The sequence below is a fragment of the Bacillus sp. FSL R5-0286 genome (genome assembly GCF_038593245.1).
In the GTDB taxonomy this organism is placed as follows: Bacteria; Bacillota; Bacilli; order Bacillales; family Bacillaceae; genus Bacillus; species Bacillus altitudinis.
Genome location: NZ_CP151977.1, coordinates 2,871,548 through 2,886,418 on the forward strand (window position 1 = coordinate 2,871,548; position 14,871 = coordinate 2,886,418).

Annotated in this window: 14 protein-coding genes; 11 read left to right on the forward strand and 3 right to left on the reverse strand. The window is 40.7% G+C overall.

Annotated elements, in window-relative coordinates; translation table 11 throughout:
• Positions 1 to 88: 88 nt before the first annotated feature.
• A complete protein-coding gene (locus tag NST24_RS14890) occupies positions 89 to 1,381 on the forward strand; it encodes a HAMP domain-containing sensor histidine kinase (RefSeq protein ID WP_024719721.1) in 1,293 nt (430 codons plus the stop codon).
• On the opposite strand, the gene NST24_RS14895 is transcribed toward NST24_RS14890, so the two are convergent.
• Positions 1,382 to 1,558: a hypothetical protein gene (locus NST24_RS14895; protein ID WP_008345810.1), complete on the reverse strand. Its 177-nt coding sequence runs from the start codon at positions 1,556 to 1,558 to the stop codon at positions 1,382 to 1,384.
• A 93-nt stretch (positions 1,559 to 1,651) separates the two neighbouring features.
• Between NST24_RS14895 and NST24_RS14900 the strand changes: the two genes are divergently transcribed.
• Complete coding sequence (locus NST24_RS14900) at positions 1,652 to 2,044, forward strand: kinase-associated lipoprotein B (protein WP_342461931.1); 393 nt, start codon at positions 1,652 to 1,654, stop codon at positions 2,042 to 2,044.
• On the opposite strand, the gene kapD is transcribed toward NST24_RS14900, so the two are convergent.
• Positions 2,041 to 2,658: a 3'-5' exonuclease KapD gene (gene kapD / locus NST24_RS14905; protein ID WP_008345814.1), complete on the reverse strand. Its 618-nt coding sequence runs from the start codon at positions 2,656 to 2,658 to the stop codon at positions 2,041 to 2,043. The genes NST24_RS14900 and kapD overlap by 4 nt on opposite strands.
• Positions 2,659 to 2,876: 218 nt before the next feature.
• Here kapD and NST24_RS14910 point away from each other — a divergent pair, with 218 nt between their 5' ends.
• The 3 genes from NST24_RS14910 (at position 2,877) to NST24_RS14920 (ending at position 6,494) form a co-directional block, all read left to right on the forward strand.
• Positions 2,877 to 4,055: an MFS transporter gene (locus NST24_RS14910; protein ID WP_220482436.1), complete on the forward strand. Its 1,179-nt coding sequence runs from the start codon at positions 2,877 to 2,879 to the stop codon at positions 4,053 to 4,055.
• Positions 4,056 to 4,163: 108 nt separating this feature from the next.
• The gene (locus tag NST24_RS14915; RefSeq protein ID WP_017358954.1) at positions 4,164 to 6,065 is read left to right on the forward strand and encodes a transglycosylase domain-containing protein; all 1,902 of its coding nucleotides are present in this window, start codon (positions 4,164 to 4,166) and stop codon (positions 6,063 to 6,065) included.
• Positions 6,066 to 6,083: 18 nt separating this feature from the next.
• The gene (locus NST24_RS14920) at positions 6,084 to 6,494 is read left to right on the forward strand and encodes a thiol-disulfide oxidoreductase DCC family protein (protein ID WP_017358953.1); all 411 of its coding nucleotides are present in this window, start codon (positions 6,084 to 6,086) and stop codon (positions 6,492 to 6,494) included.
• Between the two features lie 43 nt (positions 6,495 to 6,537).
• Here NST24_RS14920 and NST24_RS14925 read toward each other — a convergent pair whose 3' ends face one another.
• A complete protein-coding gene (locus tag NST24_RS14925) occupies positions 6,538 to 7,095 on the reverse strand; it encodes a YufK family protein (RefSeq protein WP_017367952.1) in 558 nt (185 codons plus the stop codon).
• 185 nt (positions 7,096 to 7,280) lie between these two features.
• On the opposite strand from NST24_RS14925, the gene malK reads away from it, so the two are divergent.
• From malK to NST24_RS14955, 6 genes are all read left to right on the forward strand, one after another.
• Positions 7,281 to 8,882: a malate sensor histidine kinase MalK gene (gene malK / locus NST24_RS14930; RefSeq protein ID WP_017367953.1), complete on the forward strand. Its 1,602-nt coding sequence runs from the start codon at positions 7,281 to 7,283 to the stop codon at positions 8,880 to 8,882.
• Entirely contained in the window at positions 8,875 to 9,582 is a 708-nt protein-coding gene (locus NST24_RS14935) for a response regulator (protein WP_024719723.1), read from the forward strand. The genes malK and NST24_RS14935 overlap by 8 nt, the downstream gene beginning before the upstream one ends.
• 395 nt (positions 9,583 to 9,977) lie before the next feature.
• Entirely contained in the window at positions 9,978 to 11,060 is a 1,083-nt protein-coding gene (locus NST24_RS14940; RefSeq protein WP_017358951.1) for a BMP family protein, read from the forward strand.
• Positions 11,061 to 11,219: 159 nt separating this feature from the next.
• Complete coding sequence (locus NST24_RS14945) at positions 11,220 to 12,755, forward strand: ABC transporter ATP-binding protein (RefSeq protein ID WP_058336865.1); 1,536 nt, start codon at positions 11,220 to 11,222, stop codon at positions 12,753 to 12,755.
• Entirely contained in the window at positions 12,748 to 13,794 is a 1,047-nt protein-coding gene (locus NST24_RS14950; RefSeq protein WP_025207902.1) for an ABC transporter permease, read from the forward strand. The genes NST24_RS14945 and NST24_RS14950 overlap by 8 nt, the downstream gene beginning before the upstream one ends.
• Entirely contained in the window at positions 13,795 to 14,754 is a 960-nt protein-coding gene (locus tag NST24_RS14955; RefSeq protein WP_008345835.1) for an ABC transporter permease, read from the forward strand. It abuts the gene before it with no gap.
• The last annotated feature ends 117 nt before the right edge of the window (positions 14,755 to 14,871 follow it).

The following is a 14,871-nucleotide window of genomic DNA, read 5'->3' on the forward strand; positions in this document are numbered from 1 at the left end:
GAAAAAAACCCTCCTATTATCATATCTACTTTGTACATGAAATGATATAATGAGAGGAATTACAATTATTTACGAGGAGAGCATTTAAATGGAAATGTTCAAGGATTTTCTGCTCCATGTATCTTTTATTCTATTTCCAATCTTTTTATATCATGCACTATGGCTAAGCCGGACCCCTGCTCATTTCCCTAAAACGAATAAACTACTCATCACCATATTTGCATCCATTTCATCAGCACTATGTATTATGTATCCAGTTGGTTCGATTTTAGATTTGCAGACTGGGCTTCAATCGATTCCCCTTGTACTGGCTATTTTATACGGGGGATATACCGCCGGAATCGTCGCTATCTTGGTTAGTTCAACCGTAAAGTTCGTGATGTATGGCTCTTTTTTATGGGTTGGATTGATTGTTGTACCGATTTACTTTTTCATTCCTTTCCTGCTTTACCGGAAATGGCGCCAATATTCTAAGCAGAGAAAACTGTTATACGGAGTCATGATTGCGTTATCAAAAGGGATGTTTATTTACATTGGACTGCTTGTGGTCAGCTTAATAGAGTACAGCCCTGCATTCATTATGCAACAAAAGTTGCTCGAATTATTTTTCTCAACTCTTTACTACATATTCTTTCTTGTGCTGAGTATTTATTCCATTGAGTTTGTGAAAGAGAATGCGCAAATGAGAACACAGCTTGTCCAATCAGAGAAACTGACGATTGTGAGTGAACTTGCAGCAAGTGTCGCCCATGAAGTCCGCAATCCACTGACGGTGGTGAGAGGATTTATCCAACTGCTCTTTTCAAGTGACAATACGAAAGAGCCGTCAACCAATAAAGATTATAAAAATCTCGTTTTATCTGAACTTGACCGTGCGCAGGATATTATTACGAGCTATCTTGATATTGCGAAACAAAATTATTATCAAATTGAGTCTCTCAATTTATCTAAATTACTTGAAGAATGTGCATCGCTGATGACATCCTATGCGAATTTTAAGTCGGTCACGATTCATCAATCGATTGAACCAGACTTATACATCCAAGGTGATGAAACGAAAATCAAACAAGTCATGATTAATTTAATCAAAAATGCAATCGAAGCAGCGCCCGAACACGAAGGTAAAATCGAACTATTTGCTTCAAAAGAAAATCATCGAATCTGCCTTTATTTCGTTGATAACGGTGTAGGCATGTCAGAAAGTCAAATGAAAAAGCTTGGTGAACCCTATTACACATTGAAAAATAAAGGAACAGGGCTTGGATTGACAGTGACATTTTCCATCATTGAAAATCATCATGGAACCATTCGTTTCAAAAGCTCATTGCAGTCTGGTACAACAGTCACCGTGAAGTTTCCTGAAGATACAAGAAGAAAATGATCAATCCATTTTTTTTGTCCTTTTTTCATCGATCTGCTCCTGCTTCTTAGAAGCACGAACGATCAGACGAAAGCAAATAAATGCAGCAGCAAAGAAAAGCACCGTCGTGATTGCCGCAGGGATATACTCCCTTTTATCTTCAGGAAAATACAGTAGAAAGAATATGATGAACGACATGTTCCGCTCTTCCCCCTTTTGCTCGTTTACTTCACTATATTGGCTAAAAGAAAGGAAATACCTTCTTATGCGAAGGAAATGGAGGAATTTCATATGACAGACATTCAGATTGGACAATTCGTGAAAGGTTTTTACAAAACAGGTGTTTACATTGGGGAAGTGACAGCCGTTAAACCATCTACTTATCTCGTTCAAGTAAAAGCGGTTTTAACACACCCCACTCAAGGTGACCTGCATCATCCAAAAGAAGCGGACGTACCTTTTTTTCAGGAAAGACGGGCTTTGGCCTTTAGGGAACAGACGAACATCCCTCATCATATGGTCAAGCCTTATGATGGCGACATCCCTGATTATCAAGTATCACTGAAAGACGCCGTAGACAAATTGAAAAAAGGGCTCAGTTCGGATGATTCCAAGTGGGCTGAAAAATCAAGAGCGTGCCTCTCTTCTCTTGAAAAAGATTATTTTCCAGAAGACGCCCGCTAATCTGCCGAATCAAAAAAGTGAGAGAAGTCAATGAGTTCACCAATTTTGGTTGTTTGCGGATTTTCCACATAGGATCGATCTTTTTCAAAAAGGGTGAACAGCTGATAAGTGGTCATGGCATCATCAAGTGCTTTATGATGCTTACCAGCTCCTTCACTGCCGTACTCCTTAGCTGCTTTCCGAAGTCCTGTGAGTGTTCTATCCCCAAAAAAGGTTTTATATTCAAAAGCCAGATCCCTTTGATTCCCCTTAAAAGGAAAACCAATATGATTGAGCATACAGTTTTGCTTCAGTACCTTCATGTCCATATTTCCCCATGTGATAATCTCACAGTCTTCTCCCCCATCGAGTGACACGAGCTTCTCGATAAACGCCTCAAAAGAAATCCCGCTTTCTACATCCTGCTGCGTAATGCCAAGGAACGATTTACAGCGCTTTGTCAGCTTCGGGAACTTTTTCGGTTTGACATAGCTTGAGAATGTGTCTATGATCGTTTCATTTGATGCTTTGACGACACCGGCTTCAATGATTTCCGGGAAAAAATTTTGCGGATGATATTTCCCATCAGGCATCGTAAATTCAAAATCGACCACAAGCAGCGTCTTCTGTTCCATCAGTCTCACCCCACTTTCTCGTCTGTTTTCCATCCTGCTACTATTATATTAAGACGGACTTTGAAATCACTTCATTTTCGTGAAAATAATGCAGATTCACTATGCCCAACCTATTCATCAGATGAAAGATCGTTTATTTTCCTTTATAATTATTAAGGAACACGAAATAAATAAAGAAGGTGGTCTTTATCACAAACAGGAAGAAAAACTTGTACATCATGTGGTTTGTGAACTTTTTTGTATCTGCCAGCATTACAATGATCGTCCCTTTTTTATCACTTTACATAGAGTCTCTTGATAGCAGTTATTCGAATGAATTTGTTCAAAGATGGAGCGGCTATGTCTTTGGGGTTACGTTTTTAACAGCCTTTCTCATTTCTCCAATTTGGGGACGGATTGGTGACCGGCATGGCTATAAAAAGATTTTGCTCATTAACGGCATTGGGATTGCAACAAGCATTTTATTAATGGGGCTTGTTCAAACCGTTTATCAACTATTTGCGTTAAGGCTTTTCATGGGGCTTGTGACAGGCTTTATTTCGACTTCGATGGCACTGATTTCTGCACAGACCGAAAAGGCAACAGCCGGTAAGACCCTTGGTACAATGCAGATGAGTAATGTCGCCGGAGGGTTATTCGGTCCATTAATGGGTGGATTTATGGCAGACAGTGTCGGATTCATTTATACATTTTTCTTAACAGCTGCTGTCATATATGTATCAGCGATTGTCATTATCTTCGGTGTGAAAGAACAGCCGATCCGTTCAAAAGAAGCAAAACGAGTTTCTTACTCACGGAAGGACGTCCTTGTCCATATTTTCAAACAGCCTTTGCTTGTGGTCACCATGCTGCTCACATTTATTACGCAAGTCGGGAACTTTAGTATTCAGCCGCTTTTAGCCTTGTACATTCATGATTTACACGGCCCAGTCAACCTTGCCTTTTATGCAGGACTGGCGTTTTCTGCAACGGGGCTTGGCAATTTGCTGTTTACACGGAAATGGGGAGACCTTGGAGATCGAATTGGTCACGATAAGGTGCTGCTAGCCCTTCTCATCCTCTCCTCCATTTTATTTATCCCGCAAGCGATGGCGGATTCCTACGGGATGTTAGTGATCTTCCGTTTCTTATACGGGATGGCACTAGGCGGCATCATTCCTTGTACGACGGCCTATATTCGCATCAAAGCGCCTGCCTCTATGCAAGGGGAAGTGCTTGGTTACAATGTCAGCTTCCGCTTTCTTGGAAATGTCGTCGGACCCGTTATAGGCGGCATTGTGGCGAGTCATTACGGAATTCCAGCTGTCTTTTATGTCACCGCCGGCATTTTCCTTTTCGGGGCATTATTTTTATGGGCGGTCCGCTCACAATCAAAGACAAAAGAGAGGAGTGTCTGATCCATCATCAGATACTCTTTTCTTCTGTCTAAATGCCTTGTTTACTAGACTTCACGTCTATTCTTTTCTAAAAATAACCTTCTCGTAATCGCAAAAGAATGGTACGATATGGCTAGAAATCCGAAGAAAGTGAGTGACCTCATGTTTCGTGCAATCATTGGTTGGTTATTACTTGCTGCCCTCATCCCATTATTTGTTCTGACTTTTTATCTATCAAAGGAAGAAGCCGCAAGTGTAAAACCTGTTAACGAAGTGCTTGATCAAAAAATCAAGCTGGAAAAGGTAGACTTTTCCCAAAACAGTTATATGTATGATCGAGATGGTTCTCTTATCTCTGAGATCGTATCAAACGATGAGAACCGTGTTTTCGTGAAGTACGATAAAATTCCTGATTCCGTCAAGGAGCTGTTCCTCCGATCAGAGGACCGCAACTTTTATGACCATAAAGGCATTGACTTTATGGGCGTGATTCGTGCCCTTGCCGCAAATGTGAAAAACCATGGCATTAGCCAAGGCGCTAGCACCATCACACAACAGTTATCCCGTAATTTATATTTAAGTCATGAACGTTCATTCAGCCGAAAGTTTACAGAACTGCTCTATTCCTATGAGCTCGAGCGAAAATTTACAAAAGAGGAAATTCTCGAAAGCTATTTAAATACGATTTATTTCAGTAACGGGGTTTACGGTGTCGGTTCTGCGGCTAATTACTATTTTGATAAGCCGCTTAGTTCTTTGACGCTTGCACAGATGGCATTTATTTCTGCGATTCCTAACAACCCTACGCTGTATGACCCATTGAAACAATTCAAACATACAAAGAAACGCCAGGAACGGCTGCTTGGTATTTTAGAAAAAGATGGTGTCATTACTAAGAAGCAATACAAAAAAGCAGTGAAAGAAAAAATCAGCTTGTCCTTAAGTGAAAAGAAAAATCTTTACCCTGACTATGTGACATACGCCAATGAAGAATTTACCGATCTGGTGTCTGATCAGGAAGGCTTTACAAAACGATTGAAAAAAGCCAAAACAGCTGGCGCAAAAAAGGCAATTCAAAAAGAATTATCAGAAAAGGTCAGTGCATTGCTTCAAGATGGTGTGAAGATTTATACAGCACTAGACCCTTCCTTACAACAAAGAGCGGTCTATCAGCTCAATGCACAATTACCTTATCAAGGTGTGGAAGGCGGTTCAGCAGTCATTAACCACCAAACCCATCAAATCGTCGCACTTGCTGGCGGGAAGAATTATAAAAAATTTGATTTCAACTACGCCTATCAAGCGCAAAGACAACCAGGTTCCGCCATTAAGCCGCTGTTAGATTATGGCCCTTATATTGATCAAACCGGTGCCACGGCATCAAGCAAAATCAGTGCCGGCAAGTTTTGCAGTAGCGGATATTGCCCGCAAAACTATAATCATAAAACGTATGGAACTGTAACACTTGAAACAGCCTTTAAGAACTCTTACAATACACCAGCGATTCGTATGCTTGATACAGTCGGTGTCAAAAAAGGCTTCAGCTATTTAGAAAAGTTTTCATTCGAACATATTGTCGCAGATGATTACCGCCTCCCTTCTGCACTTGGAGGATTTACAAAAGGCTTCTCGCCGCTAGAAATAACCGATGCATATACCGTGTTTGGCAATCAAGGTGCCTATACGCGAAACCACTCCATTACAAAGGTCACAGACTTAAACGGCAAAACCCTTTACAAGTGGAAAGAGTCGCCGAAGCAAATCTATTCTCAGCGTACAAATGAAACAATGCGCAAGCTACTTGCCTCTGTTGTGAAAAGTGGAACAGGGAAAAAGGCGAATTTCAATTCTCCTTACATTGGGGGAAAAACAGGGACATCCAATGACTACAAAGACATTTGGTTTGTTGGCCTGACAGATCAATACACAATGGGTGTATGGGTAGGAAGAGATAGAGGAACCGTTGAATCTATTTATAGTTCAAGCCCGCACTTACGTATTTGGAAACAAACCATGCAATACGCTAGATAAACAGGAGGTTTGATTGCGATGCATTCAACACAACCCTCTCACTTCATTTTATTTGACGGTGTCTGCAACGTGTGCAGTGGTGCTGTTCAGTTTATCATCAAGCGCGACCCGAATGAGCGGATGATGTTTGCTTCTTTACAATCAGATACAGGGCAGCGTATTTTAAAAGAAAACGGCTTGCCTTTAGATGAGTTCAATTCATTCATTTATATTGAAAATGGGACCCTTTATATGAAGTCAACAGGCATCTTAAAAGCGGCGCGGCATTTAAAAGGGATATACAGATGGAGCTATTTACTCCTCGCGATCCCTCGACCAATCCGTGACTGGTTTTATCAACTCATTGCAAAGAATCGCTACAAATGGTTTGGTCAAAAAACATCCTGTATGATGCCTACACCTGATATTCAGAAGCGGTTTCTTCCATAAAAAAAGCATCCTCCATCATCGGAGGATGCTTTCTTTCGTCTGATTAAGCTGGCAGACTCGCCATCACACTGTTATAAAGCTTAATAAATAAGTACAAAATGCCGATCAAAAACGTGGCCCAAAACAGCAGATTAAACATCATAAACCCAATTAAATTCAGCATGGAAAGTGATTGATAAATGCGTACCACAACCCAGATAAAATAGACGAGACTTGCTAAAACAAAAAGCCCAACAAGCAAAATGAGCTGCTGCGTCAATAGAAATGCAAGTAAGCTGGCAAACAAATAGACAACCGATGCAATCCGAATTTTCTTTAAGTTCTCCCCTTCAGGGTCCTTTGCAAAAAAGAGCAGCGCCAACTCTAACACCGTATCTGCAATGAGTTTTAAAGCAGATAAAATCATAAAATAAACAAGTGCAAATGCGGCAAATAAAGCAAGACGAATGCCCTGTTCAGAGAAAAATTCCAGCATTCCTTTTAAAATCCCTGCTTGGGTCAAGAAGTCAGTCGTGATACCTACTGTAAAAATAGAAAAGGCAGAGCTGAATAGCAAAATTGAAATCAGCGGAAAATATCCAGTCAAATATGTATTTTTCATAAATAGATCCTTTCTCATAAGCTCATTTTTATTATGGCTCACTTAAAACGGATTGACAAGATGCTTTCCAAGTAAACTGGAATCTAAATCAAATTTGTGATTTTGCACGTACATTCCTTCACAAACTTACATTTTCCCGTTAAAGTATTACTATTACGAAAAAATTGCGCGTTAGGGGTATACTCGTGAAAAAAACTTTAAGACTGCAAACACGACTGACGATCTTTGTCTGTATTGTTGTCCTGATCTCCCTCTGTATCACATTCTTTACGATCTGGTCAGAAACAGCCAAAAATATTCATCAGCAGGAACGTGATATCGCCCTCTCCACTGCCAAAATGGTGGCAGAGGCTCCGATCACAGCAAAATCATTGGAAAAAGATCAATCATATACAGCACTGCGAAAATATACAACAAGTGTTCAGCGTATTACCAAAACCGAATTCGTTGTCGTCATGGATATGAACGGTATCCGCAAAACACATCCGAATCCGCAAAAGATTGGGAAGCGGTTTGCTGGCGGTGATGAAAAACCGGCATTACAGGGTAAAGAACATATTAGTACCGCATCTGGAACACTTGGCAAGTCCATGCGTGCCTTTGTTCCTGTTTACAACCAAGATGGCAAGCAGCTCGGGGCTGTGGCAGTTGGGATTACATTAAAGGAAATTGATTTAATTATTCATCAAAGCCTGCTCCCGCTCTACTTTGTCACATCGCTTAGCCTTTTATCTGGCATTATCGGCGCACTCATTGTGGCACGTAAAGTAAAGAAGATTATGTTTGGACTAGAGCCAGATGAAATTGCCACATTATTAAAAGAACGAAGCGCTATGCTAGAATCAACAAAAGAAGGCATTCTTGCCGTTGATCAGCACGGTAAAATCAAGCTGGCAAATGCAGAAGCTAAACGTCTTTTTCATAATATGGGCATTATGGTTGACCCTAGAGAACAAGATGTACAGGCTCTTCTTCCTTCAAGCGGCTTAAAGCAAGTAATCGAAACACGGAAACCGCTGCTTGATCGCGATGTCAGAATGAACGGACTGGAGCTTGTCTTTAATGAGGTGCCGATTACGGTAAAAGGGGAAATTGTCGGAGCGATCGCAACCTTCCGTGACAAAACAGAAGTCAAACACCTGGCTGAACAGCTGAGCGGGGTGAAGATGTATGCCAATGCACTTCGTGCCCAGTCACACGAATTTATGAACAAGCTCCATGTCATTTTAGGATTGGTCCAGCTAAAGAACTATGATGACCTTGGCACCTATATTAAAGATATTGCAATTTATCAGCAGACAGAAACAAATGAAATCATCAACCATGTGAAAAACTCAGTCTTAGCCGGGTTTTTACTAGGAAAACAAAGCTACATCAGAGAACAAGGCGCAGCTTTAGAAGTCAATTGCAGTACACAGGTACCAAACTCGGAGGACCCAGCAGTCACACATGACCTTATTACGGTCATCGGTAATCTGTTAAATAACGCACTCGATGCCGTTTCCCATACAGAGAACAAAAATATCTCCATCTCATTCAGATATGTCCAAGAGCAGCTTCATATTGAAATTACAGACACAGGGGTCGGTCTGACAAAAGAAGAACAGGACATTATGTTTGATCAAGGCTTTTCAACAAAAGGAGAAGACAGAGGATTTGGCCTTTACTTTGTTGACCAAAGCATCAAAAAACTGAACGGACATATGATCGTCACAAGCGAAAAAGGAGAAGGAACGACCTTTAGTCTCCGTATTCCATATAAACAAAAGGAGGATTCACATGATTAATGTGTTGATCGTAGAAGATGACCCAATGGTCGGGGAGCTGAATAAACGCTACTTGACCCAAATAGAAGGGTTTGAATTAAAAGGGATTGCCACCTCATTTCAGAAGGCACTAGACATCTTAAAATCAGAAATCATTCACCTTGTATTGCTTGATATTTATATGCCTGGACAAAATGGGCTCGCCCTATTATCAGAAATTCGTGAGAAAAATCATTCCGTTGACGTCATCGTCATTTCAGCTGCAAATGAAGTGGATGTCGTACAGCAAACGATGCGAAACGGAGCTGTCGACTATTTAATCAAACCTTTTGAGTTTGAACGCTTCCAATCAGCACTGGCAGAATATAAAAGAAAACATGCCCTATACCAAACGATGAACAGCATCTCTCAAAATGATTTAGACGCGAAGCTTTTTCATAAAAAAGCAGAGGCGGAAAAAGTCCTGCTGCCAAAAGGCCTGACGAAGAGCACACTCAAACTCATCTGGACAAGCATTCAATCATTCGGTCAGCAGGCTTTCACGACCGAAGACCTAGCCAATCATACTGAAATCTCCCAAGTTTCGATTAGAAAATATTTGAAATTTCTTGAGGATATCGAAGTGGTTGATGTGGAGATGGCATACGGGACAATCGGCCGCCCTGTTTTCCAATATAAACTGAATACAAGCAACATGAATTTGATTCAGCAATATCTTTAATTTGACACATCTGACCTTTCACAAAGGCCAGATGTTTTTTTATGGCATACGATGTCACAAACCCCTTGATATCAGTGGTTCCACTGTAGTAGAGCACATCATAAAAGCGGCATTATATCATATTTGAGCACATAAAAAGACATCGAATTTAGCCTTTTAACATTTTTTTAAAAATAAAACAAATTTCTATTTATTTATTCGATGGGAAATGATAAATTATGATTGATTAGTTCAACGAGATATAAGTCTGATGTCTTACATCTTCTCTCCTGTTTCCATCAATTTTAAAAGAATGCAGGATAAAATACCCTTTTCACAAGGATAGGAGAAGGCAAGAGCCGGTCTTTTTTCGCGAGACTTTTCTGAAACTTTTAAATTTTATAGGGGGTTATGTTTTGAAGAAGCGCAAAATTGGACTTGCATTGTCCTTAGTCGTAGCAGCAGGAACCATCCTTGGAGCATGCGGCAACTCTGGCTCAAACAGCGGTGAAAACAAAAAAGATAAAGATCAATTCACTGTTGCAATGGTAACTGATGTCGGTGGTGTCGATGACAAATCGTTTAACCAATCAGCTTGGGAAGGTTTACAAGCATTTGGGAAAGACAACAATTTAACAAAAGGTAAAAACGGCTTTGATTACTTACAATCCAAAACGGATGCAGATTATCCAACAAATTTAAATACACTTGTTAGACAAAAATTTAACCTGATTTATGGTATCGGCTATAAAATGGAGAGTGCCATTTCTAAAATAGCTGATCAGCGAAAAGATTCCAAATTTGCAATTGTGGATGCAGTTGTTGATAAGAAGAACGTAGCTAGTATTACATTTAACGAAAACGAAGGGTCATTCCTTGTAGGTGTTGCAGCGGCTCTTTCTACAAAATCAAACAAAATTGGTTTTGTTGGCGGCGTTGATTCTGAATTAATCAGAAAATTCGAAGTTGGTTTCCGTGCAGGCGTTGAAGCAGCTAATCCAAAAGCAAAAGTTGAAGTGAAATATGCTGGTGCATTTGATAAAGCAGACATCGGTAAAGCAACAGCTGAAAGTATGTACAAATCTGGCGTTGACATTATTTATCATGCAGCTGGAGGTACTGGAACGGGTGTCTTTACAGAAGCAACCAATTTAAAAAAGGCAGATCCAAATCGAAATGTTTGGGTCATTGGTGTTGATAAAGACCAGTATGACGAAGGTAAAGTACCTGGAACAAAACAAAGTGTCACTCTTACTTCTATGATTAAGAAAGTAGACACAGCGGTACAAGACTTAACAACAAAAGCAAAAGAAGGTAAATTCCCTGGTGGCGAAGTCATCACGTACGGTCTGAAAGAAGGCGGCGTTGACATCTCTCCATCTCAAGAGAATCTTGATAAAGATGTATTGAAGAAAATCGAAGAATGGAAACAAAAAATCATCAAGGGTGAAGTGAAAATCCCTGCAACACGTGATGAACTAAAAGATTTTAAAGCTTAATTTGTGCATCGGGATAAGCGCGTCTTATCCCCTTGCCTCTCCTTTACCTCCTCTTTATCCGTAAAAGGTGGTAAAAGAAAAGCTGCAGCCTTGTTTTGCAGCTTTTCTTTTGCTAGTTTTTATCTTCATCAGCACCCTAAAAAAGGAGCGGTTAAACCTGTGGATTATGTCATTGAAATGTTGAATATACGCAAAGAATTCCCTGGCATTGTAGCAAATGATAACATTACGCTACAGCTAAAAAAGGGCGAAATTCATGCGCTGCTTGGTGAAAACGGCGCTGGAAAATCAACGCTTATGAACGTGCTTTTCGGACTGTATCAGCCTGAAAAAGGTGAAATCAAGGTACACGGAAAAACGGTTACAATCTCAAGTCCAAATGATGCAAGTGATTTAGGCATTGGAATGGTCCATCAGCATTTTATGCTAGTTGATACATTTACTGTGGCTGAAAACATCATTTTAGGAAAAGAGCCAAAGAAATTTGGAAAGATTGACAAAGAACAAGCCATTCAGCAAGTGCAGGAACTTTCTGACCGTTATGGACTGAAAATAGATCCTGCCGCTAAAGTATCTGACATCTCAGTCGGTATGCAGCAGCGAGCAGAAATCTTAAAAACACTATACCGCGGCGCTGACATCTTGATCTTCGACGAACCAACAGCCGTCTTAACACCTCAAGAAATAAAAGAACTCATACAAATTATGAAAAACTTAATCAATGAAGGCAAATCCATTATTTTAATTACCCACAAGCTAAAAGAAATTATGGATGCCTGTCATCGCGTGACCATTATCCGAAAAGGGCAAGGTATTCGTACACTTGATGTGGAACACACAAACAAAGACGAGCTTGCCAGCTTAATGGTCGGCCGCGAAGTCTCATTTAAAACAGACAAAAAAGCAGCCTCCCCTGCTGAAGAAGTCTTGCAAATTCAAGATCTCACTGTCAAAGATACGCGAGGAATTGAAGCCGTGAAACAACTCAATTTATCAGTGAAAGCCGGTGAGATTGTCGGAATTGCGGGTGTAGACGGAAATGGTCAATCTGAATTAATTGAAGCCATTACAGGTCTGAAAAAATCCGAATCTGGCACGATCATGCTAAACGGGAAAGCCATTCAAAATCTCCCGCCTCGTAAGGTCACAGAATCTGGTATCGGACACATTCCTCAAGACCGTCATAAGCACGGACTTGTCCTTGATTTTTCAATTGGAGAAAATATTTCCTTACAAACGTATTATCAGCGTCCATATTCGAAGTTTGGCTTGATGAATATGAAAAATATTTATCAAAAAGCAAAACAAATCATTGCTGAATACGACGTACGGACACCTAGTGAATATACAGAAGCACGTGCGCTATCAGGGGGTAACCAGCAAAAAGCCATTATTGGCCGTGAAGTGGACCGAAATCCTGATTTATTAATTGCCGCACAGCCGACACGCGGACTTGACGTCGGAGCCATTGAGTTTGTTCATAAACGTCTGATTGAACAAAGGGATGCAGGCAAAGCCGTTCTGCTCATCTCCTTTGAGCTTGATGAAATTATCAATGTCAGTGATAAGATTGCCGTTATTTTCGAGGGCAGCATTATTGCCATTGTTGATCCAAAAGAAACAACAGAGCAAGAACTCGGTCTGTTAATGGCTGGAAGTACGCAACAGGAAGTGGGGAAAGAAGCAAATGTCTAATCGCTTAACAAATCTGCTGATTCCGCTTATAGCCATTGTACTTGGTCTTTTCGTTGGGGCCATCATTATGCTGGCAAGCGGTTATAGTGTCATCGAAGGTTATAGCGCCCTTTGGAATGGCGTCTTCGGTGAAACCTATTATATGGGAGAAACCATCCGACAAGTCACGCCTTATATTTTATCAGGACTTGCTGTTGCCTTTGCATTTCGGACAGGCCTCTTTAATATCGGGGTAGAAGGTCAACTTCTCATTGGCTGGATTGCATCTGTATGGATAGGAACAACCGTCCATGCACCTGCGTATATCCACCTGCCTCTTGCACTGATCACTGCAGCTGCTGCTGGTGCATTATGGGGCTTTATTCCTGGGTTTTTAAAAGCACGTTTTTATGTTCATGAAGTGATTGTCACTATTATGATGAACTACATTGCACTTCATGTGACTAATTTTATTATTACAAATGTTCTTACAGATCATAAAGATAAAACAGATAATATTAATTCGACTGCCTCATTACACTCTGATTTTTTTGAAAAAATCACTGATTTTTCAAGCATGCATAACGGAATCATTGTAGCTGTCCTATCTGCCGTTATTATGTGGATCATTATCCAAAAAACCTCTAAAGGGTTTGAATTGCGTGCTGTTGGTATGAATCAACACGCATCCCAATATGCTGGAATGAATGTGAGAAAAAACATTATATATTCCATGCTCATTTCTGGTGCCTTTGCAGGGCTTGCAGGTGCGATGGAAGGGCTCGGAACATTTGAATATGCATCAATAAAAGATGCCTTCACTGGCGTTGGTTTTGATGGAATCGCTGTTGCCTTATTAGGCGGAAATACAGCTATTGGTGTCGTCTTAGCGGCATTATTGCTTGGTGGATTGAAAGTCGGTGCTTTAAACATGCCGCTTGAATCTGGCGTACCGACTGAGGTCGTTGATATTGTGATTGCGATCATTATTCTTTTCGTTGCCTCAAGCTATATCATCCGTCTTGTCATTCAACAATTGAAGAAAAAGGGGGGAAAATAAGTGGGATTTCTGCAAATTCTTGAAATCATCGTCCCGGCTACACTTGTATATGCTGCACCACTTATTTTAACCGCTCTTGGAGGCGTCTTTTCAGAAAGATCAGGTGTCGTCAATATCGGTCTTGAAGGTTTGATGGTCGTCGGAGCATTTTCTAGTATTATCTTTAACTTAATGTTTGCTGATACGTTTGGTGCCTTGACCCCGTGGCTCGGTCTACTTGTTGGTATGGCCATTGGCGGCGTGTTCTCACTCATTCACGCTGTTGCCACTATTACGTTCAGAGCAGATCAAACGGTCAGTGGTGTTGCGATTAACATGCTTGCCCTTGGTGCTACGCTGTTTGTTGTCAAACTGATTTATGGAAAAGCACAAACGGATAAAATTACAGAACCTTTCTATAAAGGAGATATTCCCCTTTTAAGTGACATTCCGATCATTGGTGATATTTTCTTTAAAGATGTGTATTATACGTCCATTCTCGCATTAGTTCTTGCGGTTGTCGCTTGGTTTGTTTTATTTAAAATGCCGTTTGGCTTGCGACTTCGTGCAGTCGGAGAGCATCCAATGGCAGCTGATACAATGGGAATCAAGGTATACCGAATGCGCTATATCGGCGTCTTCATTAGTGGTCTATTTGGCGGTCTTGGCGGAGCTGTGTATGCATCGACCATCGCTCTTGATTTCTCACACGCCACCATTACAGGACAAGGCTTCATTGCGCTAGCCGCCCTTGTTTTCGGGAAATGGCACCCATTTGGCGCTATGGGCGCTGCTCTATTCTTTGGATTTGCACAAAGCTTAAGCATCATTGGCTCTCTGCTTCCGCTGTTTCAAGATATCCCGAATGTGTACATGCTCATTGCACCATATGTGCTGACGATCCTAGCTCTTACTGGCTTCATTGGACGAGCAGACGCACCAAAAGCACTTGGTACCCCTTATTTAAAAGGAAAACGATAAATAAATACCATGTATGATCAATCCCCTGAAGGACAAACTATCTTCAGGGGATTTTTGTATGATAAAAACGACAAAACCCCCGTTTATTTTACTTTTATTACACTTAATTTAGTTTAA

Bases quoted from the DNA above. Each gene is read 5' to 3' on its own strand.
- NST24_RS14890 (WP_024719721.1), top strand. From the start codon at position 89: ATGGAAATGTTCAAGGATTTTCTGCTCCATGTATCTTTTATTCTATTT.
- NST24_RS14895 (WP_008345810.1), bottom strand. From the start codon at position 1,558: ATGTCGTTCATCATATTCTTTCTACTGTATTTTCCTGAAGATAAAAGG.
- NST24_RS14900 (WP_342461931.1), top strand. From the start codon at position 1,652: ATGACAGACATTCAGATTGGACAATTCGTGAAAGGTTTTTACAAAACA.
- kapD (WP_008345814.1), bottom strand. From the start codon at position 2,658: ATGGAACAGAAGACGCTGCTTGTGGTCGATTTTGAATTTACGATGCCT.
- NST24_RS14910 (WP_220482436.1), top strand. From the start codon at position 2,877: ATGTGGTTTGTGAACTTTTTTGTATCTGCCAGCATTACAATGATCGTC.
- NST24_RS14915 (WP_017358954.1), top strand. From the start codon at position 4,164: ATGGCTAGAAATCCGAAGAAAGTGAGTGACCTCATGTTTCGTGCAATC.
- NST24_RS14920 (WP_017358953.1), top strand. From the start codon at position 6,084: ATGCATTCAACACAACCCTCTCACTTCATTTTATTTGACGGTGTCTGC.
- NST24_RS14925 (WP_017367952.1), bottom strand. From the start codon at position 7,095: ATGAAAAATACATATTTGACTGGATATTTTCCGCTGATTTCAATTTTG.
- NST24_RS14935 (WP_024719723.1), top strand. From the start codon at position 8,875: ATGATTAATGTGTTGATCGTAGAAGATGACCCAATGGTCGGGGAGCTG.
- NST24_RS14950 (WP_025207902.1), top strand. From the start codon at position 12,748: ATGTCTAATCGCTTAACAAATCTGCTGATTCCGCTTATAGCCATTGTA.